Origin of the sequence: Arthrobacter sp. MYb227 (genome assembly GCF_002975435.1) — a bacterium.
In the GTDB taxonomy this organism is placed as follows: domain Bacteria; phylum Actinomycetota; class Actinomycetes; order Actinomycetales; family Micrococcaceae; genus Paeniglutamicibacter.
In genome coordinates this window covers 1-19,314 of the sequence record NZ_PCPT01000011.1, presented here as the reverse complement: position 1 = coordinate 19,314, position 19,314 = coordinate 1, and the positions used below count along the sequence as shown (strand labels likewise).

At 60.4% G+C, this 19,314-nt stretch carries 17 protein-coding genes; 10 read left to right on the top strand and 7 right to left on the bottom strand.

Annotation, left to right across the window (positions count from 1 at the left end; all coding sequences use genetic code 11):
* Window positions 1–3: 3 nt before the first annotated feature.
* Entirely contained in the window at window positions 4–1,341 is a 1,338-nt protein-coding gene (gene aroA, locus CQ018_RS16390) for a 3-phosphoshikimate 1-carboxyvinyltransferase (protein ID WP_308729235.1), read from the bottom strand.
* Window positions 1,342–1,812: 471 nt separating this feature from the next.
* On the opposite strand from aroA, the gene CQ018_RS16385 reads away from it, so the two are divergent.
* Window positions 1,813–2,532: a sigma-70 family RNA polymerase sigma factor gene (locus tag CQ018_RS16385; RefSeq protein ID WP_105551095.1), complete on the top strand. Its 720-nt coding sequence runs from the start codon at window positions 1,813–1,815 to the stop codon at window positions 2,530–2,532.
* On the top strand, window positions 2,532–2,798 hold the full coding sequence (gene rsrA / locus CQ018_RS16380; protein ID WP_105551094.1) for a mycothiol system anti-sigma-R factor: 267 nt from the start codon (window positions 2,532–2,534) through the stop codon (window positions 2,796–2,798). The genes CQ018_RS16385 and rsrA overlap by 1 nt, the downstream gene beginning before the upstream one ends.
* Window positions 2,799–3,003: 205 nt before the next feature.
* Here the strand turns inward: rsrA and CQ018_RS20850 are convergent, their stop codons facing one another.
* The 3 genes from CQ018_RS20850 to CQ018_RS16370 form a co-directional block, all read right to left on the bottom strand.
* Window positions 3,004–3,078 carry a 50S ribosomal protein bL37 gene (locus CQ018_RS20850; protein WP_372342882.1) on the bottom strand — a complete coding sequence of 25 codons (75 nt, stop codon included), beginning with the start codon at window positions 3,076–3,078 and terminating at the stop codon, window positions 3,004–3,006.
* 99 nt (window positions 3,079–3,177) lie between these two features.
* Window positions 3,178–3,783 carry a GDSL-type esterase/lipase family protein gene (locus tag CQ018_RS16375; RefSeq protein WP_105551093.1) on the bottom strand — a complete coding sequence of 202 codons (606 nt, stop codon included), beginning with the start codon at window positions 3,781–3,783 and terminating at the stop codon, window positions 3,178–3,180.
* Window positions 3,784–3,939: 156 nt separating this feature from the next.
* A complete protein-coding gene (locus CQ018_RS16370; RefSeq protein WP_105551092.1) occupies window positions 3,940–7,731 on the bottom strand; it encodes a multifunctional oxoglutarate decarboxylase/oxoglutarate dehydrogenase thiamine pyrophosphate-binding subunit/dihydrolipoyllysine-residue succinyltransferase subunit in 3,792 nt (1,263 codons plus the stop codon).
* Between the two features lie 852 nt (window positions 7,732–8,583).
* On the opposite strand from CQ018_RS16370, the gene CQ018_RS16365 reads away from it, so the two are divergent.
* The 5 genes from CQ018_RS16365 (at window position 8,584) to CQ018_RS16345 (ending at window position 13,847) form a co-directional block, all read left to right on the top strand.
* Entirely contained in the window at window positions 8,584–9,969 is a 1,386-nt protein-coding gene (locus tag CQ018_RS16365; protein ID WP_105551091.1) for a hemolysin family protein, read from the top strand.
* Window positions 9,966–11,033: a hemolysin family protein gene (locus CQ018_RS16360; protein WP_105551090.1), complete on the top strand. Its 1,068-nt coding sequence runs from the start codon at window positions 9,966–9,968 to the stop codon at window positions 11,031–11,033. Before CQ018_RS16365 ends, CQ018_RS16360 begins: the two co-directional genes overlap by 4 nt.
* 69 nt (window positions 11,034–11,102) lie before the next feature.
* Complete coding sequence (locus CQ018_RS16355) at window positions 11,103–12,107, top strand: metal ABC transporter solute-binding protein, Zn/Mn family (RefSeq protein ID WP_105551089.1); 1,005 nt, start codon at window positions 11,103–11,105, stop codon at window positions 12,105–12,107.
* A 52-nt stretch (window positions 12,108–12,159) separates the two neighbouring features.
* Window positions 12,160–12,975, top strand: coding sequence for a metal ABC transporter ATP-binding protein (locus tag CQ018_RS16350; RefSeq protein ID WP_105551166.1), 816 nt, complete (start codon window positions 12,160–12,162; stop codon window positions 12,973–12,975).
* On the top strand, window positions 12,972–13,847 hold the full coding sequence (locus tag CQ018_RS16345; RefSeq protein ID WP_181149942.1) for a metal ABC transporter permease: 876 nt from the start codon (window positions 12,972–12,974) through the stop codon (window positions 13,845–13,847). The genes CQ018_RS16350 and CQ018_RS16345 overlap by 4 nt, the downstream gene beginning before the upstream one ends.
* Window positions 13,848–14,026: 179 nt before the next feature.
* Here the strand turns inward: CQ018_RS16345 and CQ018_RS16340 are convergent, their stop codons facing one another.
* Window positions 14,027–14,470 carry a Fur family transcriptional regulator gene (locus tag CQ018_RS16340; protein WP_105551087.1) on the bottom strand — a complete coding sequence of 148 codons (444 nt, stop codon included), beginning with the start codon at window positions 14,468–14,470 and terminating at the stop codon, window positions 14,027–14,029.
* 209 nt (window positions 14,471–14,679) lie between these two features.
* On the opposite strand from CQ018_RS16340, the gene CQ018_RS16335 reads away from it, so the two are divergent.
* Entirely contained in the window at window positions 14,680–15,372 is a 693-nt protein-coding gene (locus tag CQ018_RS16335) for an MBL fold metallo-hydrolase (RefSeq protein ID WP_105551086.1), read from the top strand.
* Window positions 15,373–15,434: 62 nt separating this feature from the next.
* On the opposite strand, the gene CQ018_RS16330 is transcribed toward CQ018_RS16335, so the two are convergent.
* Complete coding sequence (locus CQ018_RS16330) at window positions 15,435–16,457, bottom strand: PLP-dependent cysteine synthase family protein (RefSeq protein WP_105551165.1); 1,023 nt, start codon at window positions 16,455–16,457, stop codon at window positions 15,435–15,437.
* 219 nt (window positions 16,458–16,676) lie between these two features.
* On the opposite strand from CQ018_RS16330, the gene CQ018_RS16325 reads away from it, so the two are divergent.
* Window positions 16,677–17,552, top strand: coding sequence for a sulfurtransferase (locus CQ018_RS16325; protein WP_105551085.1), 876 nt, complete (start codon window positions 16,677–16,679; stop codon window positions 17,550–17,552).
* A gap of 520 nt (window positions 17,553–18,072) precedes the next feature.
* Here the strand turns inward: CQ018_RS16325 and CQ018_RS16320 are convergent.
* Window positions 18,073–18,510 (bottom strand): VOC family protein, encoded by a 438-nt coding sequence (locus CQ018_RS16320; RefSeq protein WP_105551084.1) that lies wholly within the window; start codon window positions 18,508–18,510, stop codon window positions 18,073–18,075.
* 101 nt (window positions 18,511–18,611) lie between these two features.
* Here CQ018_RS16320 and CQ018_RS16315 point away from each other — a divergent pair.
* Window positions 18,612–19,314, top strand: a 703-nt coding sequence (locus tag CQ018_RS16315; RefSeq protein WP_181149940.1) for an alcohol dehydrogenase catalytic domain-containing protein, incomplete at its 3' end; no start/stop codon positions are given.

Sequence of the window (19,314 nt, the reverse complement as noted above, 5' to 3'; positions counted from 1 at the left end):
TGCTTAGTGTGTGGCCTTTCCGCTGGTAGCCAGCGTCGTCCAGAGTGCGGGGAAATCGGGCATGGTCTTGGCGGTGGTTCCGATATCGATGACCTTGATATCCGGGACCACCAGACCGATGATGGCCGCGGCGGTGGCCATGCGGTGATCGGCGTAGGTTTCAAATTCGCCGCCCTGTAGCGGGGCCGGGGTGATGGCCAGCCCGTCCTGAAGTTCTACGACGTTTCCACCGAGCTTGGTGTATTCGGTGACCAAGGCGGCAAGCCGGTCGGTTTCGTGCCCGCGCAGGTGTGCAATCCCGGTGAGCCGCGAAGGCGTGGTGGCCAGCGCGCAGATGGCGGACAACGTGGGAGCAAGTTCGGAGGCATCGGCAAAGTCGATGCCCTTGATGGTTTCCGGCCCGGTGAGCACCAGCGTGCCATCTGCGCGGTGTTCGATGTGTGCACCCATGCGCGTGAGGATTTCGCGCCACTGATCGCCCACCTGCGTGGTGGTCGTGGGCCAGTGCGGGATACGCACGGTGCCGGCGGTGACCATGGCTGCGGCAAGGAAAGGTCCGGCGTTTGAAAGATCAGGTTCCATGACCTTGTCAAAGGCGTTGATGATACCGGGTTCTACCTTCCAGCTGCGTTCCGTGGGGCGCGTGACGGTGACACCGAGTTCGCGCAGCGTTTGCACAGTCATTTCGATGTGGTCCGGGCTGGCGATCGGTCCCGGAGCCGCAATGATTTCAATACCGTTGGTGGTGCGGGCGGCGATCAGTAGGATCGCGCTAATGAACTGTGAGGAGCCCGAGGCATCAATCTCCACGCGTCCGCCAGCTAGCGTGCCGGTGCCGTTCACGGTGGCCGGCAACATCCCCGGCTCGCCGTGCTCGATGATTTCCACGCCCAGATCGGACAGCGCGGAAAGCACCGGTGCCATGGGGCGCAGCCGCGCATGTGGATCGCCATCGAAGGCGAATCGGCCCTGGGCTAGGGCGGCTAGTGGGGGAGCGAATCGCATGACGGTTCCAGCCAGACCACAGTCGATGTTTATCCCCTCGACCGACGCGTCGGTAGCCGAGCCATCGGCCACCTGAATGGGGGTGATGACAAGGTCAAGGGTGCCGTCATGCTGGGGAAGAATCTCGATCCCGGTGCCCAGCGCACGCAATGCCTCGATCATCAAATCCGAGTCTCGAGAGGCCAGTGCGTTGCGCACGCGCGAGGTTCCATCGGCAAGTGCCGCGAGCAACAGATACCGGTTGGTCAGCGACTTAGAGGCGGGCACCACAACTGTGCCATTAACTGGCGTATTGGGGTGTGGTGCGTCCCAAAGCTGATTAACTGTGTTCTGCATGCTCATTGGCTGCCTCCAGGTAAAGGTGTGGGCCAGAATATCCGGCCACAGGTGGGAGAACGGGGGGGTGAAGATGTTCAACGCTGAACCGCGGCCCGGGTACATGAAGCGAATAGTGGGTGCGGTGCCCGGCCGCTGGCTAAGTAACGCACTCTCCCTGAACGATTGATGTTCGATGCCTGCTTCAATCCTACCGTTTGGTGCCGGGCTATTTGCAGTGTGCCTCAGTGTGAGCGGTATTTAGCTGTCGATGGAGCTTGCCTAACTGCCGCGGCGCTCCGCTTATGATGCGCACCCAGAGCGGCTTGACGCATCGGCCGCGGAATACTGTGGGGGTTTATGGCGTTGAGAGATGTATCTGGTATGCGTGTGGCTGGTGGGCAGATCCGTCGCAGAGGAACAGCCGCAACCCGGCAACGCTTACTAAAGGATTCCGGTGTGCAAGGCATTTGAACGAGGGTGGAGGAACATATGGCTGTACTTGAAGCCGCGGCCCCGAGCGCCACGTTTGCGCCGCTACGCGTAGACTTGGCCGTGATGACCGAAGATATACAGGGCACCGACACTGTACCGGTAGCCGATGAGACCGAATCACAGCGCCGCGAGCGCTTCGAACGCGATGCCTTGCAATATGTCGACCAGCTTTATTCGGCGGCAATGCGCATGGCCCGTAATCCTACCGATGCCGAGGATCTGGTTCAGGAGGCCTATACCAAGGCCTACTCGGCGTTCCACCAGTACAAGCCAGGGACGAATCTGAAGGCCTGGCTGTATCGGATCCTGACCAACACCTACATTAACCTGTACCGCAAACGTCAGCGTGAGCCGCTGCGTACCGGTAGCGATACCGTCGAGGACTGGCAGATGGCCAAGGCCGCCGAACACACGCCCACCGGGTTGCGTTCGGCGGAGATGGAAGCGCTTGATCACTTACCGGATTCGGATGTGAAAAACGCGTTACAGGCGATTGCCGAAGAATTCCGGCTGGCCGTCTACTTTGTAGATGTTGAGGGATTCCCCTATAAGGAAGCCGCCGAAATTTTGGGTGTTCCCATTGGAACGGTGATGTCCAGGCTGCACCGCGGACGTAAACAATTGCGAGAATTGCTTGCCGACTACGCTCAGGAACGCGGTGGTCGACAAGCAGCAAAGACTCAAGGGGCCACAAAGCCCGGAGCGGAGAAGAAGTAATGGGCGACTGCCACTCGCTGGGCGATTGCGACGACAAGCGGATCGTCCGGCTCTACGAATATCTTGATGGCGCCTTGTCGCTGCAGGATCTTACCGAGGTGCGGGCTCACCTGGAACATTGCGCCGAGTGCACCGAGGAATACGATCTTGAGTGCATCATCCGATCGGTCGTGCGCCGCAGCTGCCAAGAGATCGCTCCGGAAACACTGAAGTCCAAGATCATTTCGCGGATCAGTGAGATCCGTGTGGAGATCGGCCACGGCTAATACGTTCGGGTTTATCCGTTGGCTCCTGCGGCTACCCCACATCTCGACGCGGGGCTAGGTCAAGAGAATCTGCCGGGCGTTAATGAACCGGGCACTACAAAAGGTCGGTTTCCACTGAGGAAAACCGACCTTTTGCGTTGTGGGGAACTACTACTGCAATTCACCGTATTACCAGCGCCGTTACGGTGCCGGAAAGAAATCTTGTTTAGGTGTTGGGACGCTTGCCGTGGTTTGCTCCGCCGCGCTTACGGTCCTTGCGCTTACGTGATCGCTTGCTCATGTGACGTACTCCCTGCTGTGATCTGGGTCATCCTGTGGACTGTGACTCAGTCTTTCACATGCGGCGTCGATTTTACAAAATGACGCGCAACACTGCTCATTAGCTTGCGCCGGGTTCGGGCAGTCCCAACCAGGAATACCAGCCGCGATGCAGCACCAGCCACGCCATGAGTCCGTAGCCTGCCTGCCCGGGCAGCCCGCCGTTAGCGTTCAGGTCGTTGAGCCACTGTGCATGATTCTGCAGCGGGGTAAAGGTGTCGACGTAGTGGTGATGGCGTCGTGTTGCAACATCGCCATACACATTTGACAGTTCGGCAAGTCGGGCGTTCCGTGCGGGGTCGAGTCCGGGAGCCGGACCGACAACTAGTGCCTTGATGCTCATCTGCGATGCCATATCAAGAATATTTGCCAGGTTCAGCCGGCTGCGCGCCGTGGAGAGACCCAAGTCGAGATCGCGATCGGACAGCGCAACCACCAGCCGGTTATCAACGTTTTCGCCAAAGCGGCGCGATGCTTCATCGAGCCAACGAGTGCTCAAGGCCTCAGAGCCTTCGCCCGGGGCTGCAAGGGTGTAACTTTCGATCCGCACATCGTTGTTGGTGGTGCGTGCCAAAACACGGCCATACCAGCCAAGAGCCCGCGGATCCCCGTGCCCGGCAAGTAGCTCGTCGCCTATGGCTGTGAATCGAATTGTGCGGTATTCCACGAATGACCTTTCTGGGACGGACTAGAGAACAACCCTAGCATTTTGCTTAAGCACCTTCGGGGCGAGACGCAGCCGCGTCTCGCCCCGAAGGTGAAATGAGATCTAACCGTGGGGGCCACCCGACGAATTGTGCGGCCCCCACCCAGCTAGATCACTTTAGCGTTTGAACGCCTGCATGAGCAGTTCGGCCTGCTCAACCTCGTGACGCTTGTGCGTACCGGTCGAGGTTGCGGCGGAAGCCGGACGGGACACCAGACGGACAAACTTGCCAAGTGCTTCTGGCAGGTTCAGTCCGACGAACGGCCATGGGCCCTGGTTTGCAGGTTCGTCCTGTGCCCAGACAACTTCTGCGTTCGGGTACTTGGCCACCTCGGCGGCGATTGCCTGTGCCGGCAGCGGGTAAAGCTGCTCGACGCGCACGATTGCCGTCTTGGTATCTGCTGCCTTGGTGCGTGCCGCGGCCAGGTCGTAGTACAGACGACCGGAAACCAGTAGCACGCGATCGACCTCTGCCGGGTTCAGGTTGGCGGTATCGCCAATGACTTCCTGGAAACCGCCGGTGGTGAAATCCTCTACCGAGGATGCCGCGGCCTTCAGGCGCAACAGCTGCTTCGGGGTGAAGATGATCAACGGCTTGCGTGGACGGGCGTAGGCCTGACGACGCAGCAGGTGGAAGTGGTTGGCACCGGTTGAAGGCTGAGCCACGACCATGTTCTGCTCCGCACACATCTGCAAGAACCGTTCGATACGAGCCGAGGAATGATCCGGGCCCTGACCTTCATAGCCGTGCGGCAGCATCATGACGATCGATGAGCGCTGGCCCCACTTCTGCTCGGCCGAGGAGATGAACTCATCGATGACCGTCTGGGCACCGTTGACGAAGTCACCGAACTGCGCTTCCCAGAGCACCAGGGCCTCGGGGCGCTCAACCGAGTAACCGTATTCGAAGCCTAGGGCCGCGTATTCGCTCAGCAGTGAGTCGTAGATCCACAGTGGAGCCTGATCCTCGGCTAGGTTCAGGATCGGGTACCACTCATCGCCATTGAGACGATCGTGGAAGACCGCGTGACGCTGCACAAAGGTACCGCGGCGCGAGTCCTGGCCCGCCAGACGAACCGGCACGCCTTCCATGGACAGCGAACCGAAGGCGGCGATTTCCGCGAAGCCCCAGTCGATACCACCCTCGGTGCTCATCTTGGCACGACGCTCCAGCAAGACCTTGAGCTTCGGGTGGACCGTGAAATCTTCCGGAATTGCAAGGTGTGCTGCACCGATGTGTGCAAGAGTTTCGGCGCTGATGGCGCTGGCATTCTCGCGTGCAGGGGCTGCCTCATCATCACGCTGAGCCGCTGGCAGCTCAAGGTCGTGAATCGAGGTGGCACCGGCGGTGATCACCGGGATCGGTGAGGTCTGCGCGGCGTGAGTTTCGGCGAAGACGCGTTCCAGACGTTCCTGGTAATCGCGCAGTGCCTGATCTGCCTCGTCCTGGGTGATGTCATTACGACCAACCAGGGCCTCGGTGTACAGCTTGCGGGTCGAGCGCTTGGCTTCGATCAAGTTGTACATCATTGGCTGGGTCATCGACGGGTCATCGCCCTCGTTGTGACCACGGCGGCGGTAGCACACCAGATCAATAACGACGTCCTTGTTGAAACGCTGACGGTACTTGAAGGCCAGCTGTGCGATGCGCACCACAGACTCCGGGTCATCACCATTGACGTGGAAGACCGGTGCCTGAACCTGCTTGGCAACATCGGTGGCGTACACCGATGAACGTGAAGAGGTAGGTGCAGTGGTGAAACCGACCTGGTTGTTCACGATCACGTGGATGGTGCCGCCGGTCTTGTAACCGGGCAGCTGCGAGAAGGCGAGAGTTTCGGAGACGACGCCCTGGCCGGCGAATGCTGCATCGCCGTGTACCAACAGTGGCAGGGTGTTGAAGTTCTTCGAGCCAGCCTTATCCTGCTTGGCGCGCACGATGCCCTCGAGCACCGGGTCAACTGCCTCAAGGTGCGACGGGTTCGCGGCAAGGTAGACCTTGGTCTGGTTGCCGGTGTCCGAGGTGTAGGAACCCTCGGTGCCCAGGTGGTACTTCACGTCTCCCGAACCCTGGACCGAGCCCGGGGTTGCTGTACCTTCAAATTCGCGGAAGACCTGTGCGTAGGTCTTACCGGCGATGTTTGTCAGTACGTTCAGCCGTCCTCGGTGGGCCATGCCGATGCCAACTTCTTCGATTCCGGCATCTGCCGCGTCGGAGATAATGCCATCGAGCAGTGGAATCAGGGACTCGCCACCCTCAAGGGAGAAGCGCTTCTGGCCGACGAACTTGGTCTGCAGGAAGGTCTCGAAGGCCTCTGCGGAGTTTAGCTTGCCCAGGATGCGCAGCTGCTCTTCGCGGGTTGGCTTCAGGTAGGGGTGCTCCAGCTCGTCCTGGAACCACTTGCGTTCCACCGGATCCTGAATGTGCATGTATTCGATGCCGGTGGTGCGGCAGTACGCATCGCGCAGCACGCCCAGGATGTCACGCAGCAACAGGCGGTCCTTGCCGCCGAAGCCGCCGGTGACCCATTCGCGGTCCAGATCCCACAGGGTCAGACCATAGGTCTGAATGTCGAGGTCCGGGTGGCGACGCTGGACGTATTCCAGCGGGTTGGTATCGGCCATCAGGTGGCCACGCACGCGGTAGGAGTGGATCAGCTGCTGAATGCGAGCGATCTTGTTGACCTGCAGCTCGACGTCTACCTGGTTATCGACGGCCCAGCGCACCGGCTCGTACGGGATGCGCAGCGCTTCGAAGATTTCGTCGTAGAATCCCTGCTCGCCGAGCAAGAGGGATTCAACGAGCTTGAGGAATTCGCCCGAGCCGGCACCCTGAATGACGCGGTGGTCATAGGTGGAGGTCAGTGTGATGACCTTGCCTACGCCCTGCTTGGCCACGGTGACCTCGGCCGCGCCGCGGAATTCGGCAGGGTATTCAAGGGCGCCAACGCCCACGATGGTGGCCTGGCCCTTAGACAGGCGCGGGACCGAGTGAACGGTGCCGATGCCGCCGGGGTTGGTCAGTGAGACGGTGGTGCCAGCGTAATCATCGGCGGTGAGCTTATTGGCGCGGGCACGCTTGATCAAACCCTCGTAGGTCTCCCAGAATTCGGAGAAGGAGAGGGTTTCGGCTGCCTTGATGTTCGGCACTGCCAGCATGCGTGAGCCATCGGGCTTGGGCATATCGATGGCGATACCGAAGTTCACGTGAGCCGGGGCGATGGCCATCGGCTTGCCGTCGATCTCGGCGTAGGTGACGTTCTGGGAAGGGAAGAGCTTCAGCGCACGGATCACGGCAAAGCCGATGATGTGGGTGAAGGAGATCTTGCCGCCGCGAGCGCGCTTGAGGTGGTTGTTGATGACCACGCGGTTATCGATCAGTGCCTTGGCCGGCACCGCGCGAACGGTGGTGGCCGTGGGAACGGTCAGTGACTGTTCCATGTTGGTGGCAATGGCCTTGGCGGGGCCACGCAGCTGAGTGCGCTTTTCCTCGCCCATGGCCGCCGCAGCGGTCTTCTTGGGCAGCTGCGCCGGGATCGGCTGTGACTTAGTCACCGGGGCCGGATCTGCCGGAACGCGCGGAGCTGCCGCGGCGGCTCCGGAGACTGCCGATGATTCTGCCGATGCCGTTGCTGTGGTGCCGGTGGTGTCAACCACGCGGGCAGCAGTGGCAGCCCGGGGTGTTGCCGTTGGTGCTGCCGGTGCGGTAGCTGCGGCCGGCGCGGCGGCAGGTGCTACCGCCGTGGCGTCGGAGGCATTTGCCTGATTGGAGCCGAGGGACGCAAAAATGTCCCACCACTTCTTGTCTACCGAGTTCTTGTCCTTGAGGAACTGCTGGTACAGCTCATCGACTAGCCATTCGTTCCCGCCGAACTCTTCTGTGAGTCGGTGGTGCGATTGATCTGGCACGGTATTACGCCTCTTCCCTGTATTTCCGTTTGTCCTAGCGCCGCATCGTGACGCTAACCATCACGAGGGCATAGTTCTAGACCTGCTAAGTAGTCTAGTGACATTTAGCGCCCAGCGGGGAAGCATTGAGTTAGGTATCACATGTGTGCTGCGCCAAGCGGGCAAAACTACCCTCCGGACGGGTCGTGATGAGTTGCTTGTAGGTGGCGCAGCACGCTCCGGGCTCGGGGTGCCCCGGGGGAATGCATCACAGTTTTAAGCTTGACGATGTTTAGCCAGCTGCTTGGTAGCTGGTACGGGGGGGCACCCCCCCTCTTGCGCGCGCAAACTATTTGGCGGTGTTCAAGCATTTTGACCATGTTGGTGCCCGTAAGGCGCCACGAGATTCCCCCCAGCTAAGGGTTCGCCGCCGGCCAATTTTCCGCATCGGGTCAGCACCGTTGCTCGCTAGGAGCGGGGCAGGATCACACACGGTACCGCGAAGCCTCGGCGCATTGAGGCGCAGCGTGCCCGAAGTGATCTTGGTTTTCGGGCGTGTCGCGGCGGGCATCACCCGGCGGCCCCGATTCCTGGACTCGGAAGCATTGACCAACCCATGGCAGTGTGCCCGAACCCGGCGCCACCACGGCCCGCTTCGAGCATCGCTTCGGCTAGACTATTTGCATAATGGACAGCCACTCTCTGTGCCGGCCAGTCGTGAATACACGCGGTGCCGGCCATACATGTCATTGCTCGACCAGTTCGGCTTCGCTATCGGAGCCTTCTAGACCGGCCTGGATCCAGCATCAGAACCGTTGCCAGCGGCCGTTTAAGCCCGCTGTGCGCATCGTCCCTCGAGGCGGTGAAAAATAAGTGGAATGGATACTTCTAGCCGTCGGCCTGGCGCTCATTCTGGGCACCGGCTTTTTTGTCGCCGTCGAATTTTCCTTGGTAGCGCTTGATGCCTCAACGGTCCAGCGGGCCATCGATGCCGGAGACACCAAGGCAGAACCGTTACTGCACTGCCTCAAATCCCTATCCACCCAACTCTCCTCCTGCCAACTGGGCATCACACTGACCACGCTGCTGACCGGTTATGTCATGGAACCCTCGGTCGGCAAGCTGCTTCAGGGTCCACTGCGCGAGCTGGGCCTGGGGGACTCAGCGGTGCCCATCTCCCTGATTGTTGCCATGGTGTTGGCCACGCTGCTCTCCATGGTCATCGGCGAACTGGTCCCCAAGAACCTGGCGATCGCCAAGGCGTTTGAGATTGGTCGGGCGGTGGCCCGTCCCCAACTTATTTTTACCGCAATTTTCAAGCCGGCCATCGTGCTATTGAACGGTTTTTCCAACAAGGTATTGCACCTTTTTGGGCTCGAGGCCAAGGAGGAAATCTCCGGTGCTCGTTCTCCGGCCGAGCTTGCCTCGCTGGTGCGTCGCTCGGCGCAACTTGGCACCCTGGATAAGGATGCCGCGCTCTTTGTTGATCGCACGCTGCGTTTCTCACAGCGTTCTGCGGCAGATGTGATGACCCCGCGTACGGCCATGGAAACCATTGAGCACGACGCGGACGTCAAAGACGTCATAGCGCTTGCCAAGAAGACCGGATTCTCCCGTTTTCCCGTCACCGATGGCTCAAGCGATGAGATCAAGGGCGTGTGCCATATTAAGACTGTCATCGCCATCCCACGCGAAAAGCGTGTGGGTAAAGAGGTCGGCGAATCCAAGACCCCGGTGATCTTTGTTCCCGAAACCGTGCACCTTGACCATCTGTTGGTCCAGCTGCGCACGGCAAACCTGCAGATGGCCATCGTGCTCGATGAATACGGTGGAACCGCCGGCATGGTCACCCTTGAAGATTTGATTGAAGAAATTGTTGGCGAGGTCGCCGACGAGCATGACACGGCAATCCCCGAGGTTCGCCAATTGGAAGATGGCTCCTGGGTGATTCCCGGGATGTTCCGCCCCGACCAGCTCAATGAGCTCATTGGCGAGGTAGAAATTCCCGATGACGCGTCCTATGAGACCGCCGCCGGATTTGTCATGGCGGAACTGGGCAGAGTTCCGGTGCTTGGCGACCACGTTGATACCGAGGGTGGTGTCTTTGAAGTAACTGCGCTTGATAAGCGACGCATCGCCGAATTGCGCTTTACTCCGGCGGCCCCGCTGCCCGATATTTCCGCGGATTCCGCCTCAAGCGCGCCCTCGGCACGCACCCCCGAATCGGGTTCGGACACCGGCACGGAGGCCACAAAATGAGTAACTGGGTAGGAATTTTCTGGTTAGTCATCCTGCTGCTGGGCAACGCGTTTTTTGTTGCTGCCGAATTTGCCGTGATGTCCGCACGTCGCTCCCAAATTGAGCCGCTTGCCGATGCCGGGGATAAGCGAGCCACACGCGCGCTACGTGCCATGGAATCGGTATCCGTCATGCTCGCGGTCTGCCAGCTGGGCATTACCGTATGTTCGCTGCTGATCCTCAACGTTGCGGAGCCGGCAATTCACCACCTGCTGGTGGTTCCGCTCGAGGCCTTTGGTGTGCCCGCAGGCCTTGCCGCAAGTATCGCGTTCATTATTGCGCTGCTGATTGTTACCTTCTTGCACGTGACCTTCGGCGAAATGGTGCCCAAGAACATCTCGGTATCGATGGCCGATAAGGCGGTGCTGTTGCTCTCCGGGCCGCTGCTCTTCCTGGCCAAGATGGTGCACCCCATCGTGAGCACGCTTAACAGCATTGCCAACATGTTCCTGCGCCTCATGAAGGTCGAACCCAAGGACGAGGTGACCTCGGCGTTTACCGCTGAAGAGGTCAAATCGATCATTGCGTCCTCGGCGCTTTCGGGCACCATGGAGGCCGACGACGCTGTGATGCTTTCCAAGGCGCTGGAATTTTCAAACCTCACCGCCCAGGGCACCATGGTTGCGCGTCAGGCGCTAGTCACCCTGCCGCCGGAACCCACGGTTGAGAAATTTGAACGCACCATTGGGCGCACCGGGTTCTCCCGCATCGTGATTAGCGATGGCGATGAGTTGCTGGGCTATTGGCATCTGAAGGATGTCATGGGCATCCCGGATTCGCGTTATCGCGAGCCGATTACCGGGGTGAAGCTACGCACCATGGGTGTGGTGCAAGCCGATGCCGAGATCGAAGATGCACTGGAGCAGATGCGCGCCGATGGTGAGCATATGGCCCGCGTCGTCGATGAATCCGGCAGCACCCTGGGCGTGCTTTTCTTGGAAGATGTGCTTGAGCAGCTGGTCGGTGAGATCGATGATCAGAATCAAAAGCGCGGTATTCGTCGTGAAAATCGCAGCGCTCAATGATGCGAATGATTCGCATTTGAGATAGTCTGGTGTTCTTGTTCTCCTTCGAAAGGGCCCGCGAACCCCACCATGCGCGTACCACTGAGCCTCCTGTCCGCAGTCGTCGCAGCCCTGCTGCTTTCCTCATGTTCCGCTACGGGACCGGCGGAAGGTGCGGGTGTCACGGCCTCTGGACAGCGCGTGCTTAACGTTGTCGCTTCCACTTCCGTATACGCGGATGTGGCCGAAGCGGTGGGTGGCAAGCATGTCAGCGTGAAGGCCATCGTGGATAAGACCTCACAGGATCCGCACTCCTACGAGGCGACGGCGCGCGATATGCTCGCGCTGTCCAAGGCCGATGTCATCATCGCCAATGGTGGGGGATATGACCCGTTCATGGACTCGATGGCCGCTGGCCTCGAATTGCCCACAGGTTCGATACTGCATGCCGTGGACTTCCTGGCTGCCGGCGGTCACACCGAGGCGCACGATGAAGCCGGCCACGACGAGGCGGCACCCGATGAGGCATCGGCACCCGTCACCGATCACGGGACCCATGATCATTCCGGGCCCAACGAGCACGTCTGGTATGACGTACATACCGTCGGTGCCCTGGCCGCTGAAATTGCTCGCGAATATGGCCAACTCATGCCCGAACACGCGGAAGACTTCACCGATGCCGCCCGCGGATTCGACGCCCAGATCGGTTCGCTGGCCGGGCATCTAGAATCGCTGCGGCCGCTGGCCGAAGGCAAAAAGTTTGCCATGACCGAACCCCTTGCCTACTACCTACTGACCGATGCCGGACTCACCGATGCAACCCCCGCCGGGTTTAGCGCTGCCATGGAAGCCGGCGAGGATGTCTCCCCGCTGTTACTCAAGCGCCTCACCGATGGGCTACACCACGGAGAATACGCGGTACTGGCACTCAACACCCAAACCTCCGGAGCACAAACCGACAAGGTCCGCTCCATCGCCCAAGAAGCCGGGGTACCGGTGCTGAGCATGACCGAAACCCTGCCCGAGGGGCAGCATTACATGAGCTGGATGGAATCTAACGTGCACGAACTCGAGGTCGCTCTTGGAAACGGCTAACCCCACTGGCGCTGCAACACCCGACGCCGGCGCAGCACACCATCAAGAACCGGTGGTCAGGCTGCGCGATGCCTCGCTGAGTTTCGGCAACCGGCTGCTCTGGGACGGATTGAACCTAGATGTGGCACCCGGCGAATTCCTGGCGGTGCTGGGCCCCAATGGGTCGGGAAAAACCACAATGCTCAAAACCCTGCTGGGCTTACAAAAACTCTCGAGTGGCAGCGTCGAGGTCGCCGGCAAGCCGGCAACACGCGGCTCCCGGCTGGTGGGCAGCATTCCGCAGCAGCGCCCCTTTGCCGATAACACCCCGCTGCGTGCCCGCGACCTGGTTGCCTTGGGCATTGACGGTCATAAATGGGGGATCCGGCTCAAGCATCGTGCGGTGCGTCAGCGCGTCGATGAATTACTTGAACTTGTCGGCGCCACGGCCTATGCCGATCGGCCGGTGGGGGTGCTCTCCGGCGGTGAGCAGCAGCGCCTACGTGCCGCCCAAGCGCTGGCGGATAATCCGCGACTGCTGCTCTGCGACGAGCCGCTACTCTCGCTTGACTTGCATCACCAGCAGGCGGTCTCCTCACTGATTCACAAACAGGCCTGCGACCAGGGTGCGGCGGTGATCTTTGTGACCCACGAGATCAACCCGATCCTGCAATACGTTGACCGAGTACTCTACCTGGCCGGCGGACGATTCCACGTTGGAACTCCGGCCGAGGTCATGAAATCCGAGGTGCTCTCCGAGCTCTATGGCAGCCCCATTGAGGTCTTCCGTTCCAACGGCCGCATCGTGGTAGTTGGCATGCCAGAAACAGTGAATCATTCCCACCCGCATGCAGAAACTACGCAACAGCTCAGGGGCGCCGCATCGTGAATCTTCAAGAAATCTGGAACACGGTGTTCAGTTTTCAGGACTACGCCGAAATCTTGCCACTGGTCAGCAACTCGCTCATCGCCGGGGCTCTATTAGGCCTGGTCGGGGGCATGATCGGCATCTTCGTGATGCTGCGGGACATGGCATTTGCGGTGCATGGAATCGCCGAGCTTTCCTTTGCTGGGGCCGCCTTTGCGCTGCTGATCGGTACCAACGTGGTGGTCGGCTCGCTGGTCGGCTCGATTTTGGCGGCACTGGTTTTGGGCCTGATGGGCGCGGCGGCCAAGGACCGCAACTCGATCATCGGGGTTCTGATGCCCTTCGGACTGGGCCTAGGCATCTTGTTCCTGGCCCTCTATGAGGGACGCAGCGCCAATAAATTCGGCCTGCTCACCGGGCAAATCGTGGCAGTAGATACGGTCCAGCTGGGCTTGCTTGCGGTGTGTTCGGTCATCGTGATGGTGGCGTTGATCGCCATGTGGCGCCCGCTAACCTTCATGAGCGCGGATCCTGCGGTTGCCACGGCGCGCGGCATCCCGGCGGGCAAACTTTCCGTTGCCTTCATGGTGGTGCTGGGTCTTGCCGTGGCCCTGTCGATTCAGGTGGTTGGCGCGCTGCTGGTGCTCTCGCTGCTCATCACCCCGGCCGCTGCGGCCATGCGGATCAGCGCAAATCCGCTGGTCACCGTGAGCTTGTCGGTGGCCTTCGCGATGACCTCGGTGGTCGGCGGCATCCTGCTGGCGCTTGCCGGCTCGCTACCGATCAGCCCATACGTCACCACCATCTCGTTCTTGATCTACGTGATCTGCCGGTTGATTGCTTGGCGACGGGATAAGGTGCGCCGCGTCGTGCATGCGGCGGTTGCCGCCTAGCAAATTCCCATCTCGGCGCGGCCAAGCAGGAAGCAAAGCCGCGCAGAATCACCTGGTCTTCAACGCCCGAAGGCGGGTGGCTCACCAAGAACCACCCGCCTTCGGCGTAAAATTTTGCTGCGGCTATCCAACCGTTAAGCGCATTCGTCGCAACGATGCTTTAGTGCAAAACTGTGCTGTTACTTAGTTGTGGATTCGCCATTCTTGGCAGCCGAACAGATAGGGCACAACCCATAAATCTCCACGGTGTGTGAGGGCTCCGTAAAACCGTTTTCCGCAGCAACACGGGCCGCCCACTGCTCAACGGCGGGTGCCTCGACCTCAACCGCCTTGCCACAAATTCGGCAGACCAAGTGGTGATGATGATGTTCGGCAACGCACTGGCGGTACATTGACTCGCCCTCGGGGTTGCGCAGCACATCAACCAGCCCGTCTTCGGCCATCGAGAAAAGCAGCCTGTATACGGTGGCCAGCGAAACCTTGTCGCCCTCATCGACCAGCCAGCGGTGCAATTCTTGGGCGGTCACAAAATCGTCAACCTGGCCGAGGGCCGCGGTAACCGCCAAACGCTGTTTAGTCACGCGTTGTTCGGGTTGGCGTCGCTCGGTCATGGGATTGGTCATTTGGTTGAAGCACTCCTTGAAAATCAGCACGACATCATCGTATGCATGCCATGAACCCCTAAGAATCGGCGCGGCAACAAATGCACAGATGCTAAACCAAGTTTAGCAGTGGGGGATCAGCACGCATCGTGGGCACCACAGTGTGGGTCAGCGAATAAACCAGGAGCCAGTGCTTCTCGCGGTGCGCACGTTCACCTAGGCTGAGGAACATGGAGATTCAAAAGTTTTCCCACGCTTGTATTCGTCTCTCGCACCGGGGCCGCGCGCTGGTACTAGACCCGGGGAACTTTTCCCCGCTCGATCGGGCCATGGCAGATGTAGAAGCGGTGCTCATCACCCATGAACACGCAGATCACCTAGATATTCCGGCGGTGCTAGCGGTACTTGGTGCAAACCCACAGATCACCGTGTACGCGCCGGGGACCGTTGCAAAACAGGTGCTTGCTGCCATCGCGGCATCCGAGGATGTGGCAGTCAGCGGCATCGAGACCGAAAGCATTAATACGGTAGAAGTCGGTGAACACTTCAGCGTCGCGGGAATGGAGATCAGCACCCATGGTGGAGCCCACGCGATCATCCATTCATCGCTGCCACGCGTTGCAAACATTGGTTACTTCATTAACGAGTTTCTTTACCACCCCGGAGACAGCTACCAGGTGCCCGAGGGCATCAGCATCAAAACCCTACTGGTGCCCTTGCATGCACCGTGGGCCAAGATTGGCGAAACCCTCGATTTTGTCGCAAGCGTAGGTGCTGCACAGAATTTTCCAATTCACGATGGACTGCTCAATGAGCGCGGGCTTTCCATGTTCGACGGGCACCTGACCCGGATTTGCACCGCCGCCGGAGCCGGCTACCAGCGCCTGGGCGAGGAACCGTTGGCACTTGACGCGCCGAGCTAGCCGGCGCTCAGGTGTGTGGCTGGTGCGTTGAGGCGCGCCAGCCACACGCAATTCGGTGCGTATTAGTCCCAGGAACCGGTTTCTAGCAGGCGTTCGATGCGACCTGCGTAACGGGCAGGTTCCAGCCCGGCACCTGCTAACCAGTCATCGTTGTAATAGGAACCGGCATAGCGTTCCCCGTTGTCACAGAGCAACGTCACCACCGAGCCCTTCTGTCCATTGGCCAGCATGCGTGCCACAATCTGCCAGGCCAACCACAAATTGGTGCCGGTGGAAGGCCCCGGGGACAGCTGCGCAAATTCCTTGAGGTGACGCATCGCGGCAACCGAAGCAGAATCGGGCACCGTTGACATAAAATCGATGACCGAGGGCACAAAGCTTGGTTCCGGACGCGCGCGCCCAATGCCTTCGATGCGGCTTGCGGTACCGGTGGCAAGCGCCGGATCGCCCCCATCATTCCAGGCATGCCATGCGGGGGAGAAGGCAGAGCCCTCCGGGTCAGCGATCGCCAACCGGGTTGGATAGCGGTGATAGCGGGCAAAGCGGCCAATGGTTGCCGAGGTCCCTCCGGTGCCGGCACCCACGACGATCCACGCCGGAATCGGGTGCCCCTCCATGGCCAACTGCTCAAAGATGGATTCGGCAATATTATTATTCCCGCGCCAATCGGTGGCCCGCTCGGCATAGGTGAACTGGTCCATATAGTGCCCATTGGTTTGTGCTGCCAGCTGCTCGGCCACCTCATAGACGGTGGATGGGTCAGCGACCAGATGGCAGGTGCCGCCGACCTCTTCGATCAACGCAATCTTTTCCGGGGAGGTGCTCTGCGCCATGACCGCAATAAACGGCAAGCCCAATAGCTTGGCATAGTACGCCTCGGAGACCGCGGTTGACCCGGAGGACGCCTCAACAATCGTGGTGCCCTGGGTAATCCACCCATTGACAAGACCATAGAGGAAGAGCGAACGGGCCAGCCGGTGTTTCAGGCTGCCGGTGCGGTGCGTCGATTCATCCTTCAGGTATAAATCGATGCCCCACTGTGCGGGCAGTTCTAACTTATGCAGGTGCGTATCGGCCGAACGCATCGATTCGGCGTCGATGGTACGCACCGCGGCATCAACCCAGGCACGGTTGGCGCAGGGTTCGGGCAGCGAGATCAGGGGTGTTGTATCCACCACACCAGACTACCTAGGGCTCAGATCAAATGGTGGGTTTGGACGCCCGCCCGGCTGTAGAGTCGTGCATGTCGGCAAGGAATCTTTGACCGGCAACACTTTTACCGGCCCCACCCGAGGGAGAGACGCATGGCAGGCACACCACTGATTGAGGCAGCAGAACTCGAGGCGCTGCTGGCCACCGACACCGAAGTGGTGCTCCTTGATGTCCGCTGGGCGCTGGGGGATCCTCAGGGGCATCAGCACTACCTCGACGGACACATCCCCGGCGCGGTATTCGTCGACCTGCATCACGAACTTGCCGGGGTGCCCAGCCCCGCTTCCGGCCGCCACCCGCTTCCCGATCCCGAAGAATTTCAGGCCGCGGCACGTCGCTGGGGCATCAACCGTGCTTCAACCGTGGTTGTGTACGATGCCACCCGTGCACTTGCCGCGGCCCGTGCCTGGTGGTTGCTGCGTCACGCGGGCTTTGAGAACGTGCTGGTGCTCAATGGTGGACTCGATGCTTGGACCGGCTCCGGTCATCGTCTGGAAACCGGTGAGGTCATGGCGCTTCCCGGGCATGTTCAGCTCGGCTGGGATCAGCTGCCGGTCATCGATATGTGGGCGGCCCAGGATTTCCCCGGTGCCTTGCTCGATGCTCGCGCCGCTGAGCGCTACACCGGAGAGACCGAACCCATCGACCCGCGTGCCGGGCATATTCCCGGTGCCCTGAGTCACCCGACCACGCAGAATTTGGCCGACGATGGACGGTTCCTACCCACCGAGGCACTCATCACCGGTTTTGCTACCCTCGGTATCCATGCCGAAGCCGAAACTGAAGGGAACGAGGACACAGCAGGCACGGCACCCACGGTGGCCAGCTACTGCGGTTCCGGCGTGACCGCCGCCCACCAAATCCTCGCCCTGCATACTATCGGCATTACCGCGGCACTGTATCCGGGCTCGTGGTCGCAATATTCGGCCGATGCCACCCGCCCCGCTGCCACGGGGGAGACCCCTTAGCCAGCACGTTGATGAGCCAGCGCGCCCCGGGCAACGCCAGCTAAATTTCATCTGGTGTGAGTCCGAGCCCCCCAGCTGCCTAGAAGGCTGGAGTTCACCAAGGTTCCCTACCGTGCGAGATCTAATTCGTGCGAGAAAGGAATTTTATGACACAGCCGACGCATCGAAGCGTAGTACAAGGAATTGCCGGCGCCGCAGCGCTAAGCGCACTAGCGCTGGCGGATGGCGGATGCCGGGCGCCGATGTACGAGACCGCATCGACGACATCTTCCACCATCCCGATCCGCGCCTCAAACTCAGGGACGCACGCGTCGTGGGACCGTGCGCATCAATGGTGCGAAACCAGCGGCGACCGAGCCCGGCAAAGATCCCTTTGTGCTGGAAGACGCGCCGTGGCCAACTGACCCTCAGGGAGTCTTGGCCAGCCATACGGTGCGTAGCGATGCCACGGTAGCAGCCCCGTACCTAGCTTATGGAACATCGGTTCGGGGCACCCACTTGGACGGCCGGACCTACGGACTTAGTCCCGGCTCAATTCTTGGGCGAGCATCACCAAGATCCCGCTGGGACCGCGCAGATAGGTGAGTTTGTAGATGTCTTGGTAGTTTGCCACCCCACGCAGCGGATAACAGCCGTGCGACGCGGCAATGCTAAGGGCCGCCTCGATGTCATCGACCGAAAATGCCACGCGGTGCATGCCGATCTCGTGCGGCAGCGTCGGGCTCGTCTCGATGGCCCGCGGGTGAATATATTCGAAAAGCTCAAGGCGCCCGTGGCCATCGGGTGTTTGGAGCAATGCGATCTTCGCGTGATTTCCATCGAGCCCCACGGCAGTATCGGCCCATGCGCCGCTGACCTCGTCACGGCCCAGCACCTCGAGCCCCAGATCGGTGAAGAACGCGATGGCGGCCTCCAAATGCTCGACGGCAATGCCCACGTTCTCAAGTTTAATGCTCATGGGGTGAAAGCTAGCAAACGGAGCCCCATAATTCCAGAGGAATACGAGCCGGTTTAAGCCTCACTGGCTCAGGCCACCGCAAAGGGGGTAAGTTCGAAGATATGATTGGTCGCCCAGTTCCTCCCGTTCCCAAGGCACTTCAAAGACTCAGAGAGCGCGCCGATGAATTAGCTGCGCAAAAGATTGCCCCGGCACCGTCAGCGGGTCAGCTTCTCGATGCCGCAGCAGACCCCGCGCGCACCACAAGCAGCAACCTGGTCAGCGCGCTGGGCATCGCCCAGGAACACGGCCCGTTGACTGCGCTGGAAATCCCACGCCGCACGCCGGGCCCACAGGATGTGCTCATCGACATCGAATTTTGCGGGCTTTGCCACTCAGATGTACACGCCGGACGTGGCGAATGGGGAGCCAAGGCCCTGCCGCTGGTCCCGGGGCACGAGATCGTTGGCATCGTCGGGGCAGTGGGTGAAGAGGTTACCGACCTGGCCGTTGGTGCACGCGTGGGCGTCGGCTGCCTGGTCGATTCCTGCCGCACCTGCGATGCCTGTACCCAGGGACTAGAACAGTTCTGCAGCAAATCCGTGGGTACTTATGGTGCGCGCAATATCCACACCGGTGAAGACACCCAAGGCGGATATTCCAAGGCCGTGGTGGTTGACCGCGACTTTGTGCTGCGCATCCCCGATGCGTTGGATCCGGCCGCAGCAGCCCCGCTGCTTTGTGCTGGCATCACCACGTATTCGCCGTTGCGCCACCACAACATTGGCCCCGGTAGCACCGTTGGTGTGTTGGGGCTGGGTGGGC